Source organism: Pseudomonas sp. PA15(2017) (genome assembly GCF_001945395.1).
Taxonomy (GTDB): domain Bacteria; phylum Pseudomonadota; class Gammaproteobacteria; order Pseudomonadales; family Pseudomonadaceae; genus Aquipseudomonas.
Genome location: NZ_MSXV01000058.1, coordinates 442,575 through 462,483, shown reverse-complemented (window position 1 = coordinate 462,483; position 19,909 = coordinate 442,575). Strand labels below are relative to the sequence as shown.

At 58.6% G+C, this 19,909-nt stretch carries 14 protein-coding genes; 3 read left to right on the top strand and 11 right to left on the bottom strand.

Annotated features, from left to right (window positions below; genetic code table 11):
• Nucleotides 1–41 precede the first annotated feature (41 nt).
• Together BVH03_RS23850 and BVH03_RS23845 are read right to left on the bottom strand one after the other, a co-directional pair.
• Nucleotides 42–1,421 carry a heavy metal sensor histidine kinase gene (locus tag BVH03_RS23850; RefSeq protein ID WP_075963491.1) on the bottom strand — a complete coding sequence of 460 codons (1,380 nt, stop codon included), beginning with the start codon at nt 1,419–1,421 and terminating at the stop codon, nt 42–44.
• Nucleotides 1,418–2,092 carry a heavy metal response regulator transcription factor gene (locus tag BVH03_RS23845; protein WP_075963490.1) on the bottom strand — a complete coding sequence of 225 codons (675 nt, stop codon included), beginning with the start codon at nt 2,090–2,092 and terminating at the stop codon, nt 1,418–1,420. Before BVH03_RS23845 ends, BVH03_RS23850 begins: the two co-directional genes overlap by 4 nt.
• Before the next feature lie 466 nt (nt 2,093–2,558).
• On the opposite strand from BVH03_RS23845, the gene BVH03_RS23840 reads away from it, so the two are divergent.
• From BVH03_RS23840 to BVH03_RS23830, 3 genes are all read left to right on the top strand, one after another.
• Nucleotides 2,559–3,707 carry a TolC family protein gene (locus tag BVH03_RS23840; RefSeq protein WP_143486053.1) on the top strand — a complete coding sequence of 383 codons (1,149 nt, stop codon included), beginning with the start codon at nt 2,559–2,561 and terminating at the stop codon, nt 3,705–3,707.
• 519 nt (nt 3,708–4,226) lie between these two features.
• The gene (locus BVH03_RS23835; RefSeq protein WP_256574807.1) at nt 4,227–5,306 is read left to right on the top strand and encodes an efflux RND transporter periplasmic adaptor subunit; all 1,080 of its coding nucleotides are present in this window, start codon (nt 4,227–4,229) and stop codon (nt 5,304–5,306) included.
• A gap of 12 nt (nt 5,307–5,318) precedes the next feature.
• Entirely contained in the window at nt 5,319–8,492 is a 3,174-nt protein-coding gene (locus BVH03_RS23830; RefSeq protein ID WP_075963488.1) for a CusA/CzcA family heavy metal efflux RND transporter, read from the top strand.
• 62 nt (nt 8,493–8,554) lie between these two features.
• On the opposite strand, the gene BVH03_RS23825 is transcribed toward BVH03_RS23830, so the two are convergent.
• The 9 genes from BVH03_RS23825 to ybeY all read right to left on the bottom strand — a co-directional run bounded on the left by BVH03_RS23825 (nt 8,555) and on the right by ybeY (nt 19,909).
• Nucleotides 8,555–9,502 carry a cation diffusion facilitator family transporter gene (locus BVH03_RS23825; protein WP_075963487.1) on the bottom strand — a complete coding sequence of 316 codons (948 nt, stop codon included), beginning with the start codon at nt 9,500–9,502 and terminating at the stop codon, nt 8,555–8,557.
• Nucleotides 9,503–9,529: 27 nt separating this feature from the next.
• Entirely contained in the window at nt 9,530–10,903 is a 1,374-nt protein-coding gene (locus BVH03_RS23820) for a heavy metal sensor histidine kinase (RefSeq protein WP_075963486.1), read from the bottom strand.
• The gene (locus tag BVH03_RS23815) at nt 10,900–11,574 is read right to left on the bottom strand and encodes a heavy metal response regulator transcription factor (RefSeq protein WP_075963485.1); all 675 of its coding nucleotides are present in this window, start codon (nt 11,572–11,574) and stop codon (nt 10,900–10,902) included. Before BVH03_RS23815 ends, BVH03_RS23820 begins: the two co-directional genes overlap by 4 nt.
• A 256-nt stretch (nt 11,575–11,830) precedes the next feature.
• On the bottom strand, nt 11,831–13,348 hold the full coding sequence (locus tag BVH03_RS23810) for a PepSY domain-containing protein (RefSeq protein WP_075963484.1): 1,518 nt from the start codon (nt 13,346–13,348) through the stop codon (nt 11,831–11,833).
• 5 nt (nt 13,349–13,353) lie between these two features.
• A complete protein-coding gene (locus BVH03_RS23805) occupies nt 13,354–15,507 on the bottom strand; it encodes a TonB-dependent siderophore receptor (protein WP_075963483.1) in 2,154 nt (717 codons plus the stop codon).
• Between the two features lie 81 nt (nt 15,508–15,588).
• On the bottom strand, nt 15,589–15,987 hold the full coding sequence (locus BVH03_RS23800) for a DUF2946 family protein (protein WP_075963482.1): 399 nt from the start codon (nt 15,985–15,987) through the stop codon (nt 15,589–15,591).
• Between the two features lie 1,028 nt (nt 15,988–17,015).
• Nucleotides 17,016–18,533 carry an apolipoprotein N-acyltransferase gene (lnt, locus tag BVH03_RS23795; protein WP_075963481.1) on the bottom strand — a complete coding sequence of 506 codons (1,518 nt, stop codon included), beginning with the start codon at nt 18,531–18,533 and terminating at the stop codon, nt 17,016–17,018.
• Between the two features lie 55 nt (nt 18,534–18,588).
• Nucleotides 18,589–19,425 carry an HlyC/CorC family transporter gene (locus BVH03_RS23790; RefSeq protein ID WP_075963480.1) on the bottom strand — a complete coding sequence of 279 codons (837 nt, stop codon included), beginning with the start codon at nt 19,423–19,425 and terminating at the stop codon, nt 18,589–18,591.
• 25 nt (nt 19,426–19,450) lie between these two features.
• A complete protein-coding gene (gene ybeY / locus BVH03_RS23785) occupies nt 19,451–19,909 on the bottom strand; it encodes an rRNA maturation RNase YbeY (RefSeq protein WP_075963479.1) in 459 nt (152 codons plus the stop codon).

Genomic DNA, 19,909 nt, shown 5'->3' with positions numbered 1-19,909 from the left:
ATTACATATTTGTCAGGCTTTGAATTATCGTTCTTATCAATCTACAGTGGTTTGAACTGCAGGTAAAAGACTGTACCTGCTTCAGGTGTCGAGGCCACTCTTACTTTACCGCCGTGCACGCTCATGATTGAGCGTACGATCGACAATCCCAGACCAGTGCCGCCTTCGGCCCTCGAGCGGCTGGCGTCCACCCGATAGAAGCGCTCGAAAACGTGCGGCAGGTGCACCGCTGCTATGCTGCTGCCTGGGTTGCGAATCGATAGTGTCGTGGCTGCTGAATCGCTCTGGATATCGAGATAGACCCGTTGCCCCTGCGGAGTATGGCGGACGGCATTGGAGAGCAGGTTGGACAGTGCGCGTTGCACCATCAGCCGGTCGCCATGTATTACACCTTTGCCACTGAGGCGAAGCTCAATCTGTTTATCCTCGGCGGTGATCTCAAAGAGATCCATCACCTTGCGGGCCTCATCCTCCAGGTGCAGCTTTTCAAGCTGAGCGATCAGGGTCGGGTGGCTGACCTGGGCCAGAAACAGCATGTCGGTAACGATGCGGCTGAGCCGTTCCAGTTCTTCCGTGCAGCTTTCCAGCGCTGATTTATACGCATCAGTTGATCGCTCTCTGGACAGTGTCACTTGCGCCTTGCCCATCAGGTTGGAAATGGGCGAGCGCAGCTCGTGGGCCAGGTCGTCGGAGAATTGCGAGAGTTGCTGTACGCCTGTATCGAGCCGATCGAGCATCAGGTTGATGCTCTTGGCCAGATCAGCCAGCTCGCGTGGCAGGTCGTCATCGGCCAATCGGTGATTGAGGTCTTGTGCGGAAACCCGCGAGGCCACCTCTCGGAACTGTCGCAGCGGCTGCAGCCCTTGTTGCGCGATCCACCAGGCGGCGGCACCAATGAGCATTAGCACCAGCGGTAGGGCCAGCAGTGTGGAGCGAAAGTAGGCCGCTATCAGGGCTTCGTCTTCGCTGCGATCCAAGGCCAGTTGGATCAGCACTTGCTCGCCCGATGCCAGTGTCATCGTGGTACTGGTCACCAGCATGTTGTGCCCGGCACTGTCGACGGCCTCGATAAAGCGGTTCTGCGGGCTGCGCTCGGGAGAAGGGTGGGCAGAGCTGCCATTGATGTTGAGCATCAAGCGACCGTTGGCGCCCGGCTCAAAGATCGACAGGCGCAGGTTGTCATGCCCCAGCACCAGGTCGAGCAGTCCATGGGGTTGCTCGCCAATTTGTTGTGGCGTCAATCGATCCTCGAGCAGGCGATGTTCGAGTTGTCCCCGCTTGGCCAGCAGGTCGCTTTGCGCAGTTTTTGTTAGCTCATGGTTGAGAGCGATATAGGCAAGGGCAGCCAGCACGATCACTAGCGCTGCGCCCATGGCGGCAACCGCCATGGCCAGGCGTACCGATAAACTGGCCGGCTTCACGCGCGCTCCTCCAGTACATAGCCAACACCGCGCAGGGTATGAATCAGTTTGCTGTCAAAAGGATCGTCGATTTTCGCGCGCAGGCGACGTATCGATACTTCCACCACGTTGGTGTCGCAGTCGAAATTCATATCCCAGACCAGAGAGATGATTTGCGTGCGTGATAGTACCTCGCCGCTGCGGCGCATCAGCAGATGCAGCAGAGCGAATTCCTTGGTCGTCAGGTCGATACGCTGCGCTTTGCGGAAGGCGCGGTGCCGCCCAGGATCGAGCTCAAGGTCGGCAACACTCAGCACCTCGGGCGTCATTGCCTGCTCGGTGCGCCTGAGCAGCGAGCGGATGCGTGCCAGCAACTCAGGGAACTCGAAGGGTTTTACCAGGTAATCGTCAGCCCCCAGATCAAGCCCCTTGATCTTGTCTGCCAGGCGACCGCGTGCCGTCAGCATCATGACTCGGGTGCTACTGACCAGACGAATATTTTCCAGAACGCTCCACCCGTCCATTTCGGGCAGGTTGACGTCGAGAATCACCAGGTCGTAGATATGCTGTTTTACAAGATGTAACCCATCCACTCCTGATGCGGCGCGGTCAGCGATATATCCGCTTTCGGTAAGTCCTTGCTGAAGATATTCGGCAGTTTTAGGTTCGTCCTCAATAATCAGGATTCGCATGGTCTTTCACCTAGTAGTGCAAATAGTCTGATTGTTGTTTTATTGCAAGCAAAGAAAGCACCCGAGGCTAAGCGGGGATTAGTGGAATGAATTCCACCTGCAAAAGGTAGTCGCGGTGTTCTATGTCGTATGAGCAATAAAGCCACGCGATGTGTGCGGGCTCTCTAGCTGCAAACATCGATAGGGCTGGCTGTCGGATGGTAATACAAGCTGTTTTGTTCTGGTGCTGTCTTACATATTTGTAATGTCGCGGTCACCTTGGTGATAGGCCGCAATTATTAGATTTAGCCCAATCACTGTTATTCAAATAACGAGTTGGCTCACGGCTACAGCGGCTAATGAGCTGATTGAGGGCTTTTACTTGTCTTTTAATTTCGGAATTTTCACGCTTTCGCGCGGCTTGGTGCCGGCAATCGCTATTGCCGGATACCTGTTGGGTGGGCATAGCTATGCGGCAGGCGCGTCGTTGACTTTGAATCAGGCACTACAGCAGGCGCAGGCCAATAACCCGGAAATGGCGGCCGCCAACTGGCAGGTGGATATCAGCCAGGCCGAGCGGCGCCAGGCTGGCTTGATCCCCAACCCGGAACTGTCCTGGGAGGTCGAGGACACCCGCAGCGATACTCGTACCACTACCGTGCAACTGACCCAGCCGCTGGAATTGGGCGGCCAGCGCGGTGCACGGGTTGAAGTGGCCGAGTGGGGTATGGATATCGCCGCCCTCGGTGTCGAGCAGTATCGCAATGCGCTGCGCGCCGAGGTGATTCAGGCGTTCTATGGCTCATTGCAAGCGGGGATGCGGGTAGAACTGGCCAATCAATCCCGTGAGATTGCGCAGCGTGCTCTGACCATCGCCGAGGGGCGTGTAAAAGCTGGCAAGGTGTCGCCCATCGAGCTGACCCGTGCTCAGGTGCAACTGGCTGAACTGGAACTAGAAGCCAGTCGCGCGCGAAAGGATCAAAATTTGGCCAACGCCACCCTGCAACTGGTGCTGGGTGAAGACGGAAACGCGCGTCTCCAGCCCGAGGGGGACGCGACCCAATTACCAGTCGTGCCATCGACGCCAAGCTTGTTGATGGCGCTGAGCCGCAGTGCGGAGCTGCGCTCGGCCAAGTCGAGTATCGAGCAGCAGGAGGCCTCGTTCGAACTGGAAAAGGCCCAGCGCATTCCGAATCTGAACGTCAGCCTGGGCAGCCAATACAGCGCCGCTGACCGGGAGCGGGTGAATGTGGTGGGGCTGTCCATGCCACTGCCGTTGTTCAACCGTAACCAGGGCAACATCCTGGCGGCGGCGCGCCGTGCTGACCAGAGCCGTGACCTGCGCAATGCTACCGAGCTGCGCCTGCGTAACGAGATCCAGGCCGCTGCCGAGCAGTGGCTGATGGCCAAGGCTGAAATAGAGGCTTTCGAATCGACCATCCTCCCGTACGCGCAGAACGCAGTCGATAAGACCGCCCGCGGCTTCGAGCTGGGCAAGTTCGCTTTTCTCGACGTACTGGATGCCCAGCGCACTCTGATTCAGTCCCGTGCCAAGTATATCCAGGCGCTGACCGAGGCAACCGCTTCTTGGGTGCAACTGGAGCGCATTCTGGGCGACCTCTCCGCCATCAAGTAGCGGGCCGCCGCTCGATTCTGTTTGCCAAACCTTAGCCCGTAATCGACCGGGCTCTGATCGACTTATCCGGGAGTATTCATGAGCAAGAAATTAGCTGTGGCGATCAGCCTCGCTATTGGGGTTTGCCTTGTTGGCGGAGGCGTCTGGTACATCAACGAAAAGGGTGACGAACATGGTCATGGGCCATCCACTGCGCACGCCAAAGGAGGCCATGCTCATGGTGACGAGCATAGCCACGGGCACGAAGAAAGTATCGAGCGTGGGCCCAACGGCGGCGAGTTGCACAGTCAGGGCTCACTGAGTCTAGAGTTGGTGGCGCCGGAAAGCCAGGACGGCTACAAGCCCATTTCGCTCTACCTGAAGGAGGACGGAGAAAGCCTTACGCCTTCAGCTGATGTTTCTATCAGCCTGGAGGTGAAACGTCCCTCTGGAGAATCGATCAGCCTGGCGTTCGCGCCCAAGGGAAACGCCTTTGTCAGCCCGCATGGAATTGCCGAGCCGCACTTTTTCGAAGGCCAGGTGATCGTGCGCAAAGGCGGCCAACGCATAGTTTTTCCCTACGCTAAAGTCGAAGGCTTACTTGAACTCAACGAAGAGCAAATTCGCATTGCTGGCATCGAATTGGCACAGGCGCAGGCGCGTGTCATCGATTCGAGCGTGCGCCTGCCAGGCGAAATCCGTTTCGACGAGGACCGTACGGCTCATGTGGTGCCGCGCATCTCTGGGGTGGTGGAGAGCGTTCCGGTCAACCTGGGGGATACCGTGAAAAAGGGCCAGACACTGGCCGTCATCGCCAGCCAGGAAATCTCCGAGCAGCGCAGCGAACTGGCCGCTGCGCAACGCCGTAGCACGCTGGCCAAGACCACCTTCGAGCGCGAGCGGCAGTTGTGGAAGGATGGCATCTCCGCTGAGCAGGACTACCTGCAGGCGCAACAGGCCTTTCAAAAAGCCGATATCGCGTTGAGCAACGCCAGGCAAAAAATGAACGCCCTAGGCGGTCAGGCTGCCATGGCGCAAGGTAATCGCTATGAATTGCGCGCACCTTTCGATGGCACCGTGGTGGAGAAGCATTTCGTGCTGGGTGAGGTGGTCGGTGAAACCAGCAATGCCTTCACGGTGGCCGACCTGAATCAGGTCTGGGCCACCTTTAGCGTGGCGCCCAAGGATCTACGCGTCATCCAGATTGGCAAGAAGGTCAAGGTGGCATCTGCCGAGCTGGAGACCGAGGTCGAAGGTAGCGTTTCCTATATCGGCAGCCTGCTCGGTGAGCAGACGCGGACGGCCAATGCCCGCGCCGTGCTGGCCAACCCTGACGGCTCATGGCGGCCTGGGTTGCCGGTGACCATCGAAGTGGTCACCTCATCCACTGAGGCCAAGGTCAGCGTGCCGGCCAGCGCCGTGCATAGCATCGAGGAAAAGCCGCAGGTGTTCGTGCGTGTCGACCACGGTTTTGTTGCGCAACCGGTCACGCTCGGTGCTTCTAGCGGCGGTTATGTTGAGGTTACAGAGGGGCTGAGTGCCGGCATAGCGGTCGCGGCGCAGGGCAGCTTCACCCTCAAATCCGAGCTTGGCAAAGGTTCTGCCGACCACGCCCACTGACGAGTAGATCTCATGTTCGAGCGCATCATCCAATTCGCTATCGAGCAGCGCTTTGTCGTGCTGCTTTTCGTGCTGGGCATGGCCGGCCTTGGAGTCGCCAGCTTTCAGAAGCTGCCGATCGACGCCGTACCCGACATCACCAACGTACAGGTGCAGATCAATACCGCTGCGGCGGGCTTCTCACCACTGGAAACGGAACAGCGAGTTACGTTTCCCATCGAGACGGCCATGGCGGGTCTACCTCACCTGCAGCAGACCCGCTCACTGTCTCGCTCGGGCTTCTCCCAGGTCACGGTGATTTTTGAAGATGGCACCGACCTGTACTTCGCCCGCCAGCTGGTCAACGAACGTTTGCAGGGCGTGGCAGGGCAATTGCCGGCCAACGTGCAACCGGCCATGGGGCCGATTTCTACTGGTTTGGGTGAAATCTTTCTGTGGACGGTGGAGGCAGAGCCGGGCGCCTTGAAAGAGAACGGCACTGAGTACACGCCCACTGATCTGCGGGTGATTCAGGACTGGATCATCAAGCCACAACTGCGTAACGTCCCTGGTGTCGCCGAGATCGACACCATCGGCGGTTTTGCCAAGGAGTTCCAGGTCGCCCCGGATCTCAAGCGCATGGCCGCTTACAAGCTGACCCTGAGCGACCTGATCACCGCTTTGGAACGCAACAACGCCAACGCTGGCGCTGGCTTTATCGAGCGCAATGGCGAACAGCTGGTGGTGCGTGCACCAGGCCAGGTGGCTGATGCCCAGGACATAGCCAACATCATCGTCAGCAACTTCGATGGCACGCCGATCCGTGTGCGCGATGTGGCCGATGTGCAGATCGGACGCGAGTTGCGCACCGGTGCGGCGACAGAGAACGGCCGTGAGGTGGTGCTCGGCACCGTGTTCATGCTGATCGGTGAAAACAGCCGCAGCGTTGCCCAGGCTGTTTCTGCCAAACTCGTCGAGGTCAATCGTTCGCTGCCCGAGGGCGTGGTTGCCATTCCGGTTTACGACCGCACCAACCTGGTCGACAAGGCCATCGCCACGGTGAAGAAAAACCTCATCGAAGGCGCGATTCTGGTCATCGTGGTGTTGTTCCTGTTCCTCGGCAACGTTCGTGCGGCACTGATTACCGCCATGGTGATTCCGCTGTCCATGCTGTTCACCTTTACCGGCATGTTCAGCAACAAGGTCAGCGCCAACCTGATGAGCCTGGGGGCGCTGGACTTCGGCATCATCGTCGACGGCGCCGTGGTGATTGTCGAAAACTCGATTCGCCGCCTGGCACACGCTCAGCAGCAGCAAGGGCGCCTGCTGACCCGCGCAGAGCGATTCCGCGAGGTGTTCGCGGCTTCCAAGGAAGCACGCCGACCACTGATTTTCGGTCAGCTGATTATCATGGTGGTCTACCTGCCGATCTTTGCGCTCACCGGCGTGGAAGGGAAAATGTTCCACCCCATGGCTTTCACTGTAGTGATCGCCCTGCTGGGCGCGATGATCCTCTCGGTGACCTTCGTGCCGGCAGCCATCGCACTGTTCATCACCGGCAAGGTCAAGGAAGAAGAGAACCTGGTCATGCGTTCGGCCCGTCGTGGTTACGAGCCGGTGCTGAATTGGGTGATGGGCAACCGTGTACCGGTGTTCAGCGGTGCGCTGATCATTGTGCTGCTTTCCGGTGTACTGGCCAGTCGCATGGGCAGTGAGTTCATTCCCAGCCTTAGCGAGGGTGATTTTGCCCTGCAGGCATTGCGGGTGCCTGGCACCAGCCTGACCCAATCGGTAGAAATGCAGCAGCGTCTGGAAAAGACCCTGATGGAGAACATGCCGGAGATCGAACGAGTATTCGCCCGCACCGGTACTGCCGAGGTCGCTGCCGATCCGATGCCGCCGAACATTTCCGATGCCTACGTGATGCTCAAGCCCAAGGAGCAATGGCCAGATCCAGGCAAGTCACGCGAAGCGCTGATTTCCGATATTCAGCGGGTGAGCGCGTTGGTGGTTGGCAGCAACTATGAGCTGTCGCAACCGATTCAGCTACGCTTCAACGAGCTGATCTCCGGGGTGCGCAGCGACGTGGCGGTGAAGGTGTTTGGCGATGACATGGACGTGCTGAACAAGACCGCTGCCGAAATATCGGAAGTACTTGAGTCGGTCAGCGGCGCTTCTGAAGTCAATGTAGAGCAAACCAGCGGTCTGCCCATGCTGACCATCAACGTCGACCGCGATAAGGCTGCACGCTATGGTCTGAACGTCGGTGATTTACAGGATGCGGTGGCCGTCACCATTGGCGGCCAACAGGCTGGTACGTTGTTCGAAGGCGATCGCCGTTTCGATATCGTTGTGCGATTGGCCGACGAAGTCCGCACCGATGTGGAAGAGTTGTCACGTCTGCTAATTCCGGTACCGCCGCGACCTGGTAGTGGCGCTGATCAGATTGCCTTCATCAACCTGGCCGAGGTCGCCAGCCTGGATATGGTGCTCGGCCCGAACCAGGTGAGCCGGGAAAATGGCAAGCGTCTGGTGGTGGTGAGCGCCAACGTGCGTGGCCGTGACATGGGTTCCTTCGTGACCGAGGCCAGCCGACGCCTGCAGCAGGATGTGCAGATTCCAACTGGCTACTGGACGACGTGGGGCGGCCAGTTCGAGCAATTGCAATCGGCGGCCAAGCGCTTGCAGATAGTTGTACCGGTGGCCTTGCTGCTGGTATTTACGCTGCTATTCATGATGTTCAACAATCTCAAGGATGGTCTGGTGGTGTTTACCGGTATTCCGTTCGCGCTGACCGGAGGCATAGTGTCGTTGTGGCTGCGTGATATTCCGCTGTCGATTTCCGCCAGCGTTGGCTTTATCGCACTGTCAGGCGTGGCGGTACTCAACGGCCTGGTGATGATTTCTTTCATCCATAACCTGCGTGAGGAAGGCAGGCCACTGCACACGGCAATTATCGAGGGGGCGTTGACCCGTCTGCGGCCCGTATTGATGACTGCGCTAGTGGCGTCCTTGGGCTTCGTGCCGATGGCTCTGGCAACTGGCACCGGCGCTGAAGTACAGCGCCCGTTAGCCACGGTGGTGATCGGTGGGATCATTTCCTCAACCGCCCTGACGTTGCTAGTTCTGCCGGCGCTGTACCACTGGATTCACCGGCATGAGGATGAGGATGAGGATGAGGATGAGCCGACACTCGCTAAATCCTAGATAGGCAAGCTACAAATAACTACGCCCCTGTATAGGGGCGTAGTTGTCTCTGACTCGGGGGTTCAGTGCTGCTGCAGGCTACCAGGAGGATCGACCTGCACGGTGACGTGGCTCAGTCCATAACGCTTGCGCAGGTAATCACCGACGATGGCTGGCAGGGTGAGGCTGTCGGTACCTGCTGCAGGGGTCACATGCACCGTCGCGACACTGGCATCATCGGTCAGCGTCCAGGCATGAAAGTGGCCCACTTCGGCCACGCCAGGTAGTTCGGTCAGTGCCTGCTCGGCCTGTTGTGCGTCGATGCCGGACGGGCTGGCCTGCAACAGCACTTGGATCGACTCGGCGATCAGCCGCCACGCCGAGCGCACTACCAGCAGAGCGACGACCACCGAGAGAATAGGGTCGAGCAGCGTCCAGCCAGTCAACATGATGCCGATCGCGGCAGCAATGGCGCCTACCGAGCCGAGCAAATCGCCCATGACATGCAGCAGCGCACCGCGCAGGTTGCTGTCGCCCTTGTTGCCACTGTTGAGGATCAGTGCGCCTGCAATGTTGACCAGCAAGCCAATACTGGCAACGATCAGCATCGGCCAGGCCATCACCTCGACAGGTTCGCGAAAGCGTGCGATGGCTTCCCAGGCAATCCACGCGACCAGCAGCAGTAGCGTGACGCCATTGGCCAGTGCAGCGAGCACACGAACACGATGAAAACCGTAGGTACGTCGTCCGTCTGGCGCACGCGCTGCGACCTGATAGGCGATCAGCGCCAGGAGCAGGGCGGCGGAGTCGGAGAGCATATGGCCAGAGTCGGCGATCAGCGCCAGAGAGCCGGATAGCCAGCCGCCGACGGCTTGAATCACGGCATATAGCGTGGTGATGATAAAAACTAAGCGAATGCGCTTGGCGTTATCAGCGGTTACAGCAGGCGTATGGTCGTGATCTGTGTGATTGTGCGAATGGCTATCGCCATGCTCGTGATCATGCTCATCGTGCTCGTTTGAGTGATTCATCAGTTGACATTCCGTAGTTCGAAAGGACTATCTCGTGTAGGCAAAGGTCAGGGTGAAGCAGGTTTTGCCAGCAGCACTCGTCACCGAGGCTTGCCCCCCGTGTAGGCTCATGATCGAGCGCACTATGGCCAGACCCAGCCCGGTGCTGCCGCTGGCTCGTTTACCGATCCGGTAAAAGCGCTTAAACAGATGGGGCAGGTGTTCGGCCTCGATGTCTTCACCTGTATTGCAAATCGATAACGCAGCCCCGTACTGAGCCGCAGGCGTAATGGACAGGCGAACCGTCGAGCCCGGCGCTGCATGGCGTAGAGCATTGGACAGAAGGTTCGAAATCGCTCGCTGAATCATCAGGCGATCACCTTTCACAGAAGCGACGCCTTCGATGAGCAAGTTGATTTCGCGCTCCTCGGCGAGCATCAAAAAGAAGTTGCTAACACGATCCGCTTCATCTCTGAGCGATATTTCTTCAAACGCCAACTGCATGTCCGCGTGACTGACTTGAGCCAGAAAGAGCATGTCGCTGACGATGAGGCTCAGTCGTTCGAGTTCCTCTACCGACGAGGCTAGGGCATCCTTGTACTCTTCATCAGCGCGCTCACGGCTGAGCGCTACCTGCGCGCGCACCATCAAATTATTCAGTGGGGCACGCAGTTCGTGAGCGGCTTCATCAGAGAAGTCCGATAGTTTCTGTACGTCGGTATCAAGACGGTGCAGCATCAGGTTCAGGCTCTGCGCGAGTGCTTGCAGCTCAGGCGGCAGGCGATCGGTCGGGATACGAGGGGATAGGTCACGAGCCGAGACCTTAGCAGCCAGGGCACTAAAGCGCCGCAATGGCTGAAGGCCTTGCTGAGCCACCAGCCACCCGGCGAGTCCAGTCAGCAGCAATATTACCGGCACTGCTCCCAGCGCTGAACGGAGAAAGGCCTTTACCAGGCGCTGTTTGGCGCTGAGATCTTGGGTCATCTGCAGTACCATGGGCGGTAGTCCTGGTAATTGGATGCTGCGACGAACCGTCAGCATTTCAATGCCGTCAGAACGCTTCCAAGGGTATAGAGCCCCGTCATCTAGGGAAGCCGTTAGCGGAGCCTGCGAAGCACCCAAAAAGCCTACGCTGAGCAGCGTTTCGCCGGTTTCGACGTGTGTGACCCGAACGGATAGATCCTCGTGGCCGGCGACAGCGCCAGTTATTTCATGCTGCCAGGAGCGCCACTTGCGAACCGTCAGGTCTTCGCTCAGGCCATTGACGATCTGCGCCGCTTTAGTGGTGAGCTCTTCGCGCGTTTGCGCATCAGCCTCTCGTAGCAATACCCAGTAGCACATGGCGATCAACAGCGTGATCAGCAGAGCGCCAACAATAACTACGTTCAGAGCAACTCGCAGTGCCAGGCTGAAGGGCTTCACTTGCGGATCTCCAACGTATAGCCGACACCACGAATGGTGTGAATCAGGCGCTGCTTGAATGGCTCGTCGATCTTGACCCGCAAACGCCGGATAGCAACCTCGACCACATTGGTGTCGCAGTCGAAATTCATATCCCAGATCAGCGAGGTGATTTCTGTGCGCGTCAGCACCTCGCCACGACGGCGCATCAAAAGATGCAACAGGGCGAATTCCTTACTGGTGAGATCGATACGCTGGCCGTTGCGATAAGCTTTATGACCGCTGGGATCGAGTTCCAAATCGGCGACCTGCAGACTGTCGTTGACCGTGACGGTTTCGCCGCGCCGCAGAAGCGTGCGTATACGAGCCAGCAACTCGGGAAACTGGAATGGCTTGACCAGATAGTCATCGGCGCCCATTTCAAACCCGCGCACTTTTTCTTCGAGCCGCCCATGGGAAGTCAGCATGATCACCCGCGTCTGCTTGCGCTTGCGGATTAGCTCCAGCACTTCCCAGCCATCCATAATTGGCAGGTTCACATCCAGCAGAATTAGCGAGTAGTCCGTCTGTAACGCCAGGTGGAAACCATCAATGCCAGTGCTGGCCCGATCCACGACATAACCGCTTTCGGTCAGGCCCTGGCGCAGGTAGTCCGCCGCTTTGTCTTCGTCTTCAATAATCAGGATGCGCATTTTAGCCAGTCTCTGCTTGGCGATGTTGAATGCGACAACGATAAACCCTATAGCTACTAGAGGGTCAAACAGTGGTTAGGAGGCAGTCCCAGAATCAGGTCAATAATATCTGTTGATGAGTGGCAGCTTTTGGCGGCGGATTTAATCGGTCAACGCAACGTGCTGATTTAAAACACTCGGCCGGAGTCACAAAGTCGAGAGTTTCAAGAAACTAAGGGCGATTCAGTAAAGATCTTATAGGAGCGGCTGATTTCCATCACTGCTGGCCCTGATCCACGGTTGCAGCACGAGCGGTCTCGGCATTTGTAATCACTGATTTTCTGCGAGGACGCAACCGACGCCACGCCAGAACAATCCCGGTCAAGCTGATCAGCAGTCCACCAAGGCTGAACAGGACGATCAGCCCCTCACGCAGCCACGGCCGCTCTAGTAACGGAAGCCAGTCCCAGCTATGCAGCAGATTGAACAGCCAGCGTTCCGTTCGCTGGCGTCGATCCAATTGCTCGATGACTGCCCCCGTATATGGATCAAGGTGAAGCCAGGTTGCAGCAGGGTCCTGAAAGCGTACGCGCAGCATGGGTAGGCGCTTTCGGTAAGCGCCATACATGCTTTGCTCGCTGCGTGAGAAGTAGTAGAAGTCGTAGGTATCCAGCCATTGGACCTCTAAAACATCTTGCGGGCGGATAGTGCGTGCTGCCCTCTCCAGAGTGATCGATGGTAGCTGCTTGATCACTTGAGCCTCCATGCTCTCGGGAAGAATGCGACTCTCGCCAGCGCGGTCATAGGCCACGCGATATCGCGTCCCACCAATGAACTGCCAGTGCAGTTCGACGGGTTCAAAGCCGCTGGCTTGAAACCGCGCTACTGTCTCGGTGATGGGGTCAGCGTCGGTTTCGCTATCAAAATTGGGTGCTCGATAACTCGATACATCGAGCCGATTCGGGCTATCGAAAATGCCCCAAGGCCGCATGGACATCAGCCCGCTGAAGATCCAGGCAATCGCCAGGGTACCAAATAGCAAGCCGCCAATATGGTGCCAGCGGCTGGAAAAGCTCTGATAGGGGGAGCGCGAACCACTGCGATACGGTTTGGAAAAACGCCAGCGCATGATGCCAACAACCTGACCGAGCAACGCCATAAGCGTTGCCGTAAGAGACAGGTAAATGACGATCTGTGCCCACCAGGGGCTATCGCGAAATGGGTAAAGCCAGTGCAGCCAGGAGCCGACCCAGTTCCATACTCGCTCCGTATGGTTTGCGTCGCGCACCACAGCACCGGTTTGCCCAGAAATGTACAACAGGCGTGCCTCTGGCTCCTCCAGCTGAACGACATGCAGAGGACGATCTCTGTCGAGCCCGCGTGAGCGCGTCCAGGCATCCTCCTGAACAGTGCCCCGATAATCACTGGGCAATTGGGCAAACTGCGCCGCACTGGCTAGAGCTGCCTCCTTATCCACCTTGTCGATACGCAAACCACTGCGTGCATCAATTGCCACCCGCACATTGCTGGAGTAGTCCAAGATGTAGCGCGGTTGTCCCGCAACAGTGGTTAACCGCACTGCAGAAGGCATAGGCCCTGCAGCCTCAATAGCCTTGCCAGGCCCGATGCAGCAGTCATTGGTAGCTAGGGCTGGCAGGTGCGCAAAGTGCTCTGCCGGCGTCAGTTTCGGATAGCCAACGAACAGCATCACCACGCCTGAAAAGAACCAGGTCGCCATGAATAGGCAGAGTCCGATGCCTAACCAACGGTGCCATAGGTATAAATAGCGTTTCATAGCAGTTAGAAACGCATATCCAGCGCCACGTCGACGCTTCGCGGCGCCCCCATGTAGTACTGGCTACCGTAGGCCTGCTTGGCGTACACCTCATCTGTAAGGTTGCGCACTCTGGCGGTGATCGACGTGTTGTCATCGACACGGTAACGGGCAAAGGCGCCAAAGAGCGTGTACGAAGGCGCCTTGATAGTGTTCGCATTGTTGGCATATACCGAAGCCACATAGCGGCTATCAACGCCGAAGTACCAATCCGGTGTCAGACTGTAGGTCAGCCATAGGTTGGCCACGCTGTCTGGAATATTGATCGGGTTGTTTCCCTCGCGGGAAACGGAGGCGCCGCCCACTGCTTCGTTGAACTCGTCATATTCAGCCTCAACGTAGGCATAGTTGGCTTCGGCCAGAAGTTTCGGGGTGAGTTGGAACTTGCCCGCCACCTCAATGCCGCGAGAGGTCTGCTGACCTGCCTGCACGGTGAGGTTGGGATTGACTGAATCACGTACCGCGAAATCTCGGCGTACGATCTGGTACAGGGCAATGGTCGCAGAGCCGCGTCCATCGATAAAATCGAACTTGCTGCCGACCTCCCATTGTTCCCCCTTGGAAAGATCGAACAGCCCGACATTCGAGTATGTTGCGGACGCTAGGGCTCCTGCCGGCAGGTCCGCCGAGGTGCTGTACTGCAAATACAGATTAGCGTCTGGGCTTAGCTCATACATCAAACCTATGCGCCCACTGAGCGGCTCCCAGGAACGTTTGAAGAATGCAGGGCTGGTGGCCGAAACAGCACCGTAATTGGTGACCTCCATTTGCAGATGGTCGTAGCGCAAGCCCGTCAGCAGGGATAAGCGATCTGTCAGGCTCAGCCGGTTCTCAAGGAACAGCGCGCGCGTGGTAATTTCATGCCCGCGCTGTTTGCGATAACCGCCGCCCATGCCCGACACATCATAGAAGCTGCCAGGATCGAAGACTTTTGGATCAACGGCCTCAGAAAATGTGCCGCCGGTTGGATAGAGTGCTTGCTTCATCAGAGAGTAATCGACTCCGACAGCCCATTGGCTGCCTAGACCGAACAGCGAAGTGCCGTGAGTCAGCTCCAGGCGATTGCCCAACAGTTGCTGTTCATGGCGCTGCATATAGGCGCCTGATCGAACGACTTGACTGTTATCCGAGGTGTAGCGATAACTCTCCAGGTTCCGATAATCACGCTGGGCGTCGTAGTTATACAGCGTGTTCTGCAAGCTGGTATCGCTACCCAATTGATAGTCGACGATGGACCGAACCCAGCGAACGCGCTGTTCATATCGTCCATCAGCAGAGTTGTAATTTTCGAATCGGCGGCTCTTGTCGATCTTCATGGTGCGGCTGCCAGTATCGAGAACCGGCGATCCCCAATACGGTGATTCATCTCTGTCTTCAGGATGCTCAACCGCCAGGGTGTGGCTCAGATCAGGCGTCAAATCGCTGAGTAGCGATATCGCGAAACTGTTGGTCTCACGCTCATTGCGGTCGATGTAGCCATTGCTCTGACCTCGGCTGTAATCCAGTCGCAGAAAATGCTTTGCGTTGACTCCTCCCAAAGCCTGATTCACGCCTAAGGAAACCTCGGATTCATCGAAGCTACCGTAGCGTAATCGGCCCTCGAACAGCTGCTGCTCTCGATTGGCCAGCTTGCTGATGTAGTTGATTGATCCACCTACTGCACCAGCACCGTAGAGGAACGTCGAAGGGCCACCAATAAGCTCGACGCGGTCAATCATCCAGGAATCGACCGGGCGGGACGCGCTGCTGTAACCCAGATTGATGCCGTTGAATAGCTGAGTAATCTGGTTTTGGGTAAAGCCGCGATAGGCAACGAATCCGCCGTAGCCGGGGTTGGCTGAGGCGTTGATACCGGTCATGCCGTTGATTACTTCCTGGGTGTCCTTGGCGCCGCGTTCCTCGATCACAGAGCGATCCGAAATACTGACGGAGGCAGGCGTTTCACGGGCGGTAAGGCCAAGGCGAGAGCCCGTCTTGATCGGTTGGTCGAGGCTGATCCCCGAGGGCTGCTGATACTCCGCTTGAATGTTAAGCGTATCTAGTTCGACGGACGCATCCTGCGCCCAGGCAATATTGCAGGCGCCGAGTAACAGCACCAGAGAGGTGTCTCTTGTTTTCATGAGCAGCAACTTCCACGCATATAGATAACGCTGCTTCCAAGCCACGCACATGCGCAGGCAGGTGGAATCAGTCTGTCAGGTTCACACTGCGGAGAGGTTGAAAGGGGATGCGCGAGGATTGAGCGATGGCCACGAATAGCGACATGGCGGTTGTGCAAAGCTACGCTCCGCTAACGGTGAGAGCGAGTTTTTCGGAAGGTGATTCAGGTTCCAGTAGTGACCACTGGCAGCCAGAACCAGTGCCGTGGATGAACAGAGCGGACAGCTCAAAGGCGGCAGCGCCTGCTGTTGCTGGTCGGCGCTCCCAATATCGACACCCGGGCCAGTCTCGCTGCTCAAGCCGCAGTAGCCACTACCCAAGCCGCTGAGCGCCAAACCGCTCATTTGGCCGTGGTGAATACCGCAGGCGAACAGACTGAACAGGATGCTGGCATAAAGCATCCATGCAATCAGTGAGCGGTCACCACGAGCGAGTTTCATGGACGGAACTTTACCATCTGGGCAAAGATAGGCGCACGATCTTAATGCGGTGGATTGCCACACTACGAGGGCGGTGCATGCGACAGACGCCAACGCTCTAACATTCTTTCTTCACGCGCTAGCGTGACGCGGCTTATAGGCAATTCCGCCGTGACCGCATCTATCGGCGCATAGTCGATTTTCGCAATTTGGTGCAATGGACCGTCCAACCAGATTGGAAAACTGCCCATCCAGGCATGGCCGAATAATCGCTACGAGCGACGCATGTGCCTGCGTTTACGCGGCTAATTCAGGCTGCATGGAAGTAGCCATCGGTTTCCTTTCCAACAGACGATAACCATGAAAACAGCAGCAGGCCTGTGCTGCTATGCCACCCTAACGCAGATGACTCCAGAACGTCTCACTCAGAAAGTACGTCCAGCTGGACGCTGGAGTCTGTAATGTTATCTGGGTAGCGCAACAGCCATAGCGAGCCCAATTCGTCATCGACCGTCCGCACCAATACGCCCGTGAAGAAATCCCGCAATCAGTCCAGGCCATCACCCGCTCATCGATCGAAGAACAGGGCAGCGCGACAATCGGAAACACGCTGCTCAGTATCTCCGGCGTACGTCCGCCCAAACCGGAAGAAATCCGGTTCACCTAACCTCAGGTGCGCAGTTTTCCGGCTGAGATTTACATGGAACGGTATACCGGCATTTGGAGGTACCGCTAACCTATATCGACCCGAGCAGCATGATCGGCGTAGAACGTGTTGAAGTGCCGAGGACACCGACATCAAAGCTTAACGGTGGCGCGCCATTGGGGGATTGATCAACGTGCAGAGCAAGCGCTCTACGTCGGCAGCTCGATTAGAACGATGCCTTTACCTGTATGCCGGATCAGCTTTACAACCCCTGGGAGCGTGCCATGCGCGCGACATGGCCCGTTCCCACATGACTAAGCGGCGATGGCCGGCTTACCGGCCAATCTGCAGCCTGCATTCCGCTAAGTAGGGCGGGCTTTAACGCGCAGCAGGCCCAAGTCGGTTACTTCGTTTCTCTCCGACGGCGCAGCAGCGCCCAGCCGGCCAGCAGGCTGCAGAGCGCGATCAACGGCCACGAGCGCCATTGCAGGTAGGGCGTCAGGTGCTGCATCGGTTGCACCTGGCCGTAGAGCGTGGACTGTTCGAATTGCGGCAGGCGTTCGGTGATGCGCCCGAAGGGGTCGATCAGCACGGTCACACCGTTGTTGGTGGCGCGGATCATCCAGCGGCCGGCCTCCAGGGCGCGCATCTGCGCCATCTGCAGGTGCTGCAACGGGCCGATCGACTTGCCGAACCAGGTGTCGTTGCTGACCGTCAGCAGCAGGTCGCTATTGGCGGCCATCTCGGCGGCGAACTCCGGGTAGACCACTTCGTAGCAGATGAAGGTGGCGATGCGGTGCCCCTTGGCTTCGAGCAGCGGCTGGTCGTGCTCGCCGCGAGCGAAGTCGGACATCGGCAGGTCGAAGAAGGCGATCAGCCCGCGCAGCATGTCCTGCAACGGCACGTATTCGCCGAATGGCACCAGGCGTTGCTTGAGGTAATCGCCGCTGCCCTGACCGATCACGCTGACGGCGTTGTAGTAGCGCATGTCGCCATCGGCATTGGCCTGGCGGATCGGCACACCGGTGATCAGCGCACTTTTCCGGTCGCTGGCGAAGCGATCCATCATGCTCAGGTAGCCGATGGCCTGTTCCTTGAGCACCGGTACCGCGGTCTCTGGCCACACCAGGATGTCCACCGGCTTGCTGGCGAAACTCATGTCGCGGTACAGCGCCAGTTGGGCGTTGAGCTGGGCGGGGTCCCACTTGAGGTTCTGTTCCACGTTGCCCTGGATCGCCGCTACGCTGAGCGGTTCGCCAGCCGGTGCGGTCCAGGCGTGATCCTTGAAGGCCACGCCGAGCAGCCAGGGTGCGATCAGCAGCACCAGCGCTTCGGCCAGCTGCGGTTTGTTGCCGAGCAGGCGCGGCAGGTTGACCAAGAGCGCCGCGCTCGATGCCAGCGCGAAGGACAGCAGCCACACGCCGCCAATCGGCGCCAGGCCGGCCATGGGGCCGTCGAGCTGGCTGTAGCCGGCGTAGAGCCACGGGAAGCCGGTGAGGAACCAGCCGCGAAACGCTTCCTGGGCCACCCACAGTGCGGCGAACGCCAGGGCATCGCCCAAAGGCGCGCTGTCGCGGCGCAGGCACAGCGCCCACAGCCAGGTGGCGAGGGCGAAGAACAGGCCCAGGCCGGCGACGAAGCCCAGGGTCAGGAGGGCGGCCAGCGGCGGTGAGGCCGCGCCGTAGTCGTGGATGCTCACGTAAACCCAGCTGGTGCCCGAGGCGAACAGCCCGAACCCGTACCACCAGCCGCGCCACGCCGCCTGGCGCGGCGTCAGCGCCCGCAGGCCACGGTAGAGCAGGGCGATGGACAGCAGCGCCAGCGGCCAGATGCCATAGGGCGCCAGCGCCAGGGTGGTCAGCGCGCCCGCCAGCAGGGCGATCAGGTTGCCGGCCCAGCCGGATTGGAACAGTCGGTTCATCGAGAGACTCACGATAAGGGAGAGCAAACACCCCGCCAGATGGCGGGGTGTCGGGTCAGCGGGCCAGCGGCGTCAGGCGTAGCAGATGCACGCGGCGGCTGTCGGCGTTGAGTACGCGAAAGCGGAACTCGCCGATCACCGTCACTTCGTTGCGCTTGGGCAGGTGGCCGAAGGCGCTCATCACCAGGCCGCCAACGGTGTCGAACTCGTCGTCGGAGAAATCGGTGGTGAAGGTTTCGTTGAAGTGATCGATGGGCGTCAGCGCCTTGACCAAGAAGTCGCCGCTGGGCAGCGGCTTGACGTAGCTGTCTTCCTCGACGTCGTGCTCGTCCTCGATATCACCGACGATCTGCTCCAGCACGTCTTCGATGGTCACCAGGCCGGCGACGCCACCGTATTCGTCGATCACCACCGCCATGTGGTTGTGGTTGGCGCGGAACTCGCGCAGCAGCACGTTGAGACGCTTGGACTCGGGCACGAAGGTAGCCGGGCGCAGCATGTCGCGGATGTTGAAGTCGGGCTGGTCATTGAGCAGCAACGGCAGCAGATCCTTGGCGAGCAGGATGCCGAGCACGTCGTCGAGGGTTTCGCCGATCACCGGGTAGCGCGAGTGCGCCGCGTCGATGATTACCGGGAGGAATTCCTTGGGAGGTTGGTTGGCCTTGATGGTCACCACCTGGGAGCGCGGCACCATGATGTCGCGAACCTGCAGGTCGGCGACCTGGATGGCGCCTTCGACGATGGCCAGGGCCTCGCTGTCGAGCAGTTTGTTCTGGTGGGCATCGCGCAGGACTTCCAGCAGTTCCTGGCGGTTTTTCGGCTCATGAGCAAAAGCCTGGGTCAGTTTGTTCAACCAGGACTTCTGCTCGTTGCTCGATCGGTCTTCGCTCATGGCGTTTTACTCGGGATCCCTATAGTCATTCGTCGCCGGCATACGGGTCGGGATGACCCAGCTCGGCGAGCAGTATTCGTTCCAGGCCTTCCATCTCCTCGGCTTCCGCATCAAGGATGTGGTCATAGCCCAAAAGATGCAAACAGCCGTGAATCACCAGATGCGCCCAGTGCGCATCCAAGGTCTTGCCTTGCTCGACGGCCTCGCGCTCGACCACTGGCACGCAGATCACCAGATCGCCGAGCAGTGGAATATCGAGTAATTCGTCGGGTACATCGGCCGGAAAGGACAATACGTTGGTGGCGTAATCCTTGCCGCGCCAGGTGCGATTGAGCTCGCGGCCTTCCTCTTCGTCCACCAGGCGGATGGTCAGTTCCGAGTCGGCGCTGCGCTGGCGCAGAGCGATCGCGCACCAGGCCTGAAAATCGGCCTGCGCGGGCAGGCGGCCAGCTTCGCTGGCGACCTGCAGATCCAGTTCGATCAT

Bases quoted from the DNA above. Each gene is read 5' to 3' on its own strand.
- BVH03_RS23845 (WP_075963490.1), bottom strand. From the start codon at position 2,092: ATGCGAATCCTGATTATTGAGGACGAACCTAAAACTGCCGAATATCTT.
- BVH03_RS23830 (WP_075963488.1), top strand. From the start codon at position 5,319: ATGTTCGAGCGCATCATCCAATTCGCTATCGAGCAGCGCTTTGTCGTG.
- BVH03_RS23825 (WP_075963487.1), bottom strand. From the start codon at position 9,502: ATGAATCACTCAAACGAGCACGATGAGCATGATCACGAGCATGGCGAT.
- BVH03_RS23815 (WP_075963485.1), bottom strand. From the start codon at position 11,574: ATGCGCATCCTGATTATTGAAGACGAAGACAAAGCGGCGGACTACCTG.
- BVH03_RS23810 (WP_075963484.1), bottom strand. From the start codon at position 13,348: ATGAAACGCTATTTATACCTATGGCACCGTTGGTTAGGCATCGGACTC.
- BVH03_RS23805 (WP_075963483.1), bottom strand. From the start codon at position 15,507: ATGAAAACAAGAGACACCTCTCTGGTGCTGTTACTCGGCGCCTGCAAT.
- BVH03_RS23800 (WP_075963482.1), bottom strand. From the start codon at position 15,987: ATGAAACTCGCTCGTGGTGACCGCTCACTGATTGCATGGATGCTTTAT.
- lnt (WP_075963481.1), bottom strand. From the start codon at position 18,533: ATGAACCGACTGTTCCAATCCGGCTGGGCCGGCAACCTGATCGCCCTG.
- BVH03_RS23790 (WP_075963480.1), bottom strand. From the start codon at position 19,425: ATGAGCGAAGACCGATCGAGCAACGAGCAGAAGTCCTGGTTGAACAAA.
- ybeY (WP_075963479.1), bottom strand. From the start codon at position 19,909: ATGATCGAACTGGATCTGCAGGTCGCCAGCGAAGCTGGCCGCCTGCCC.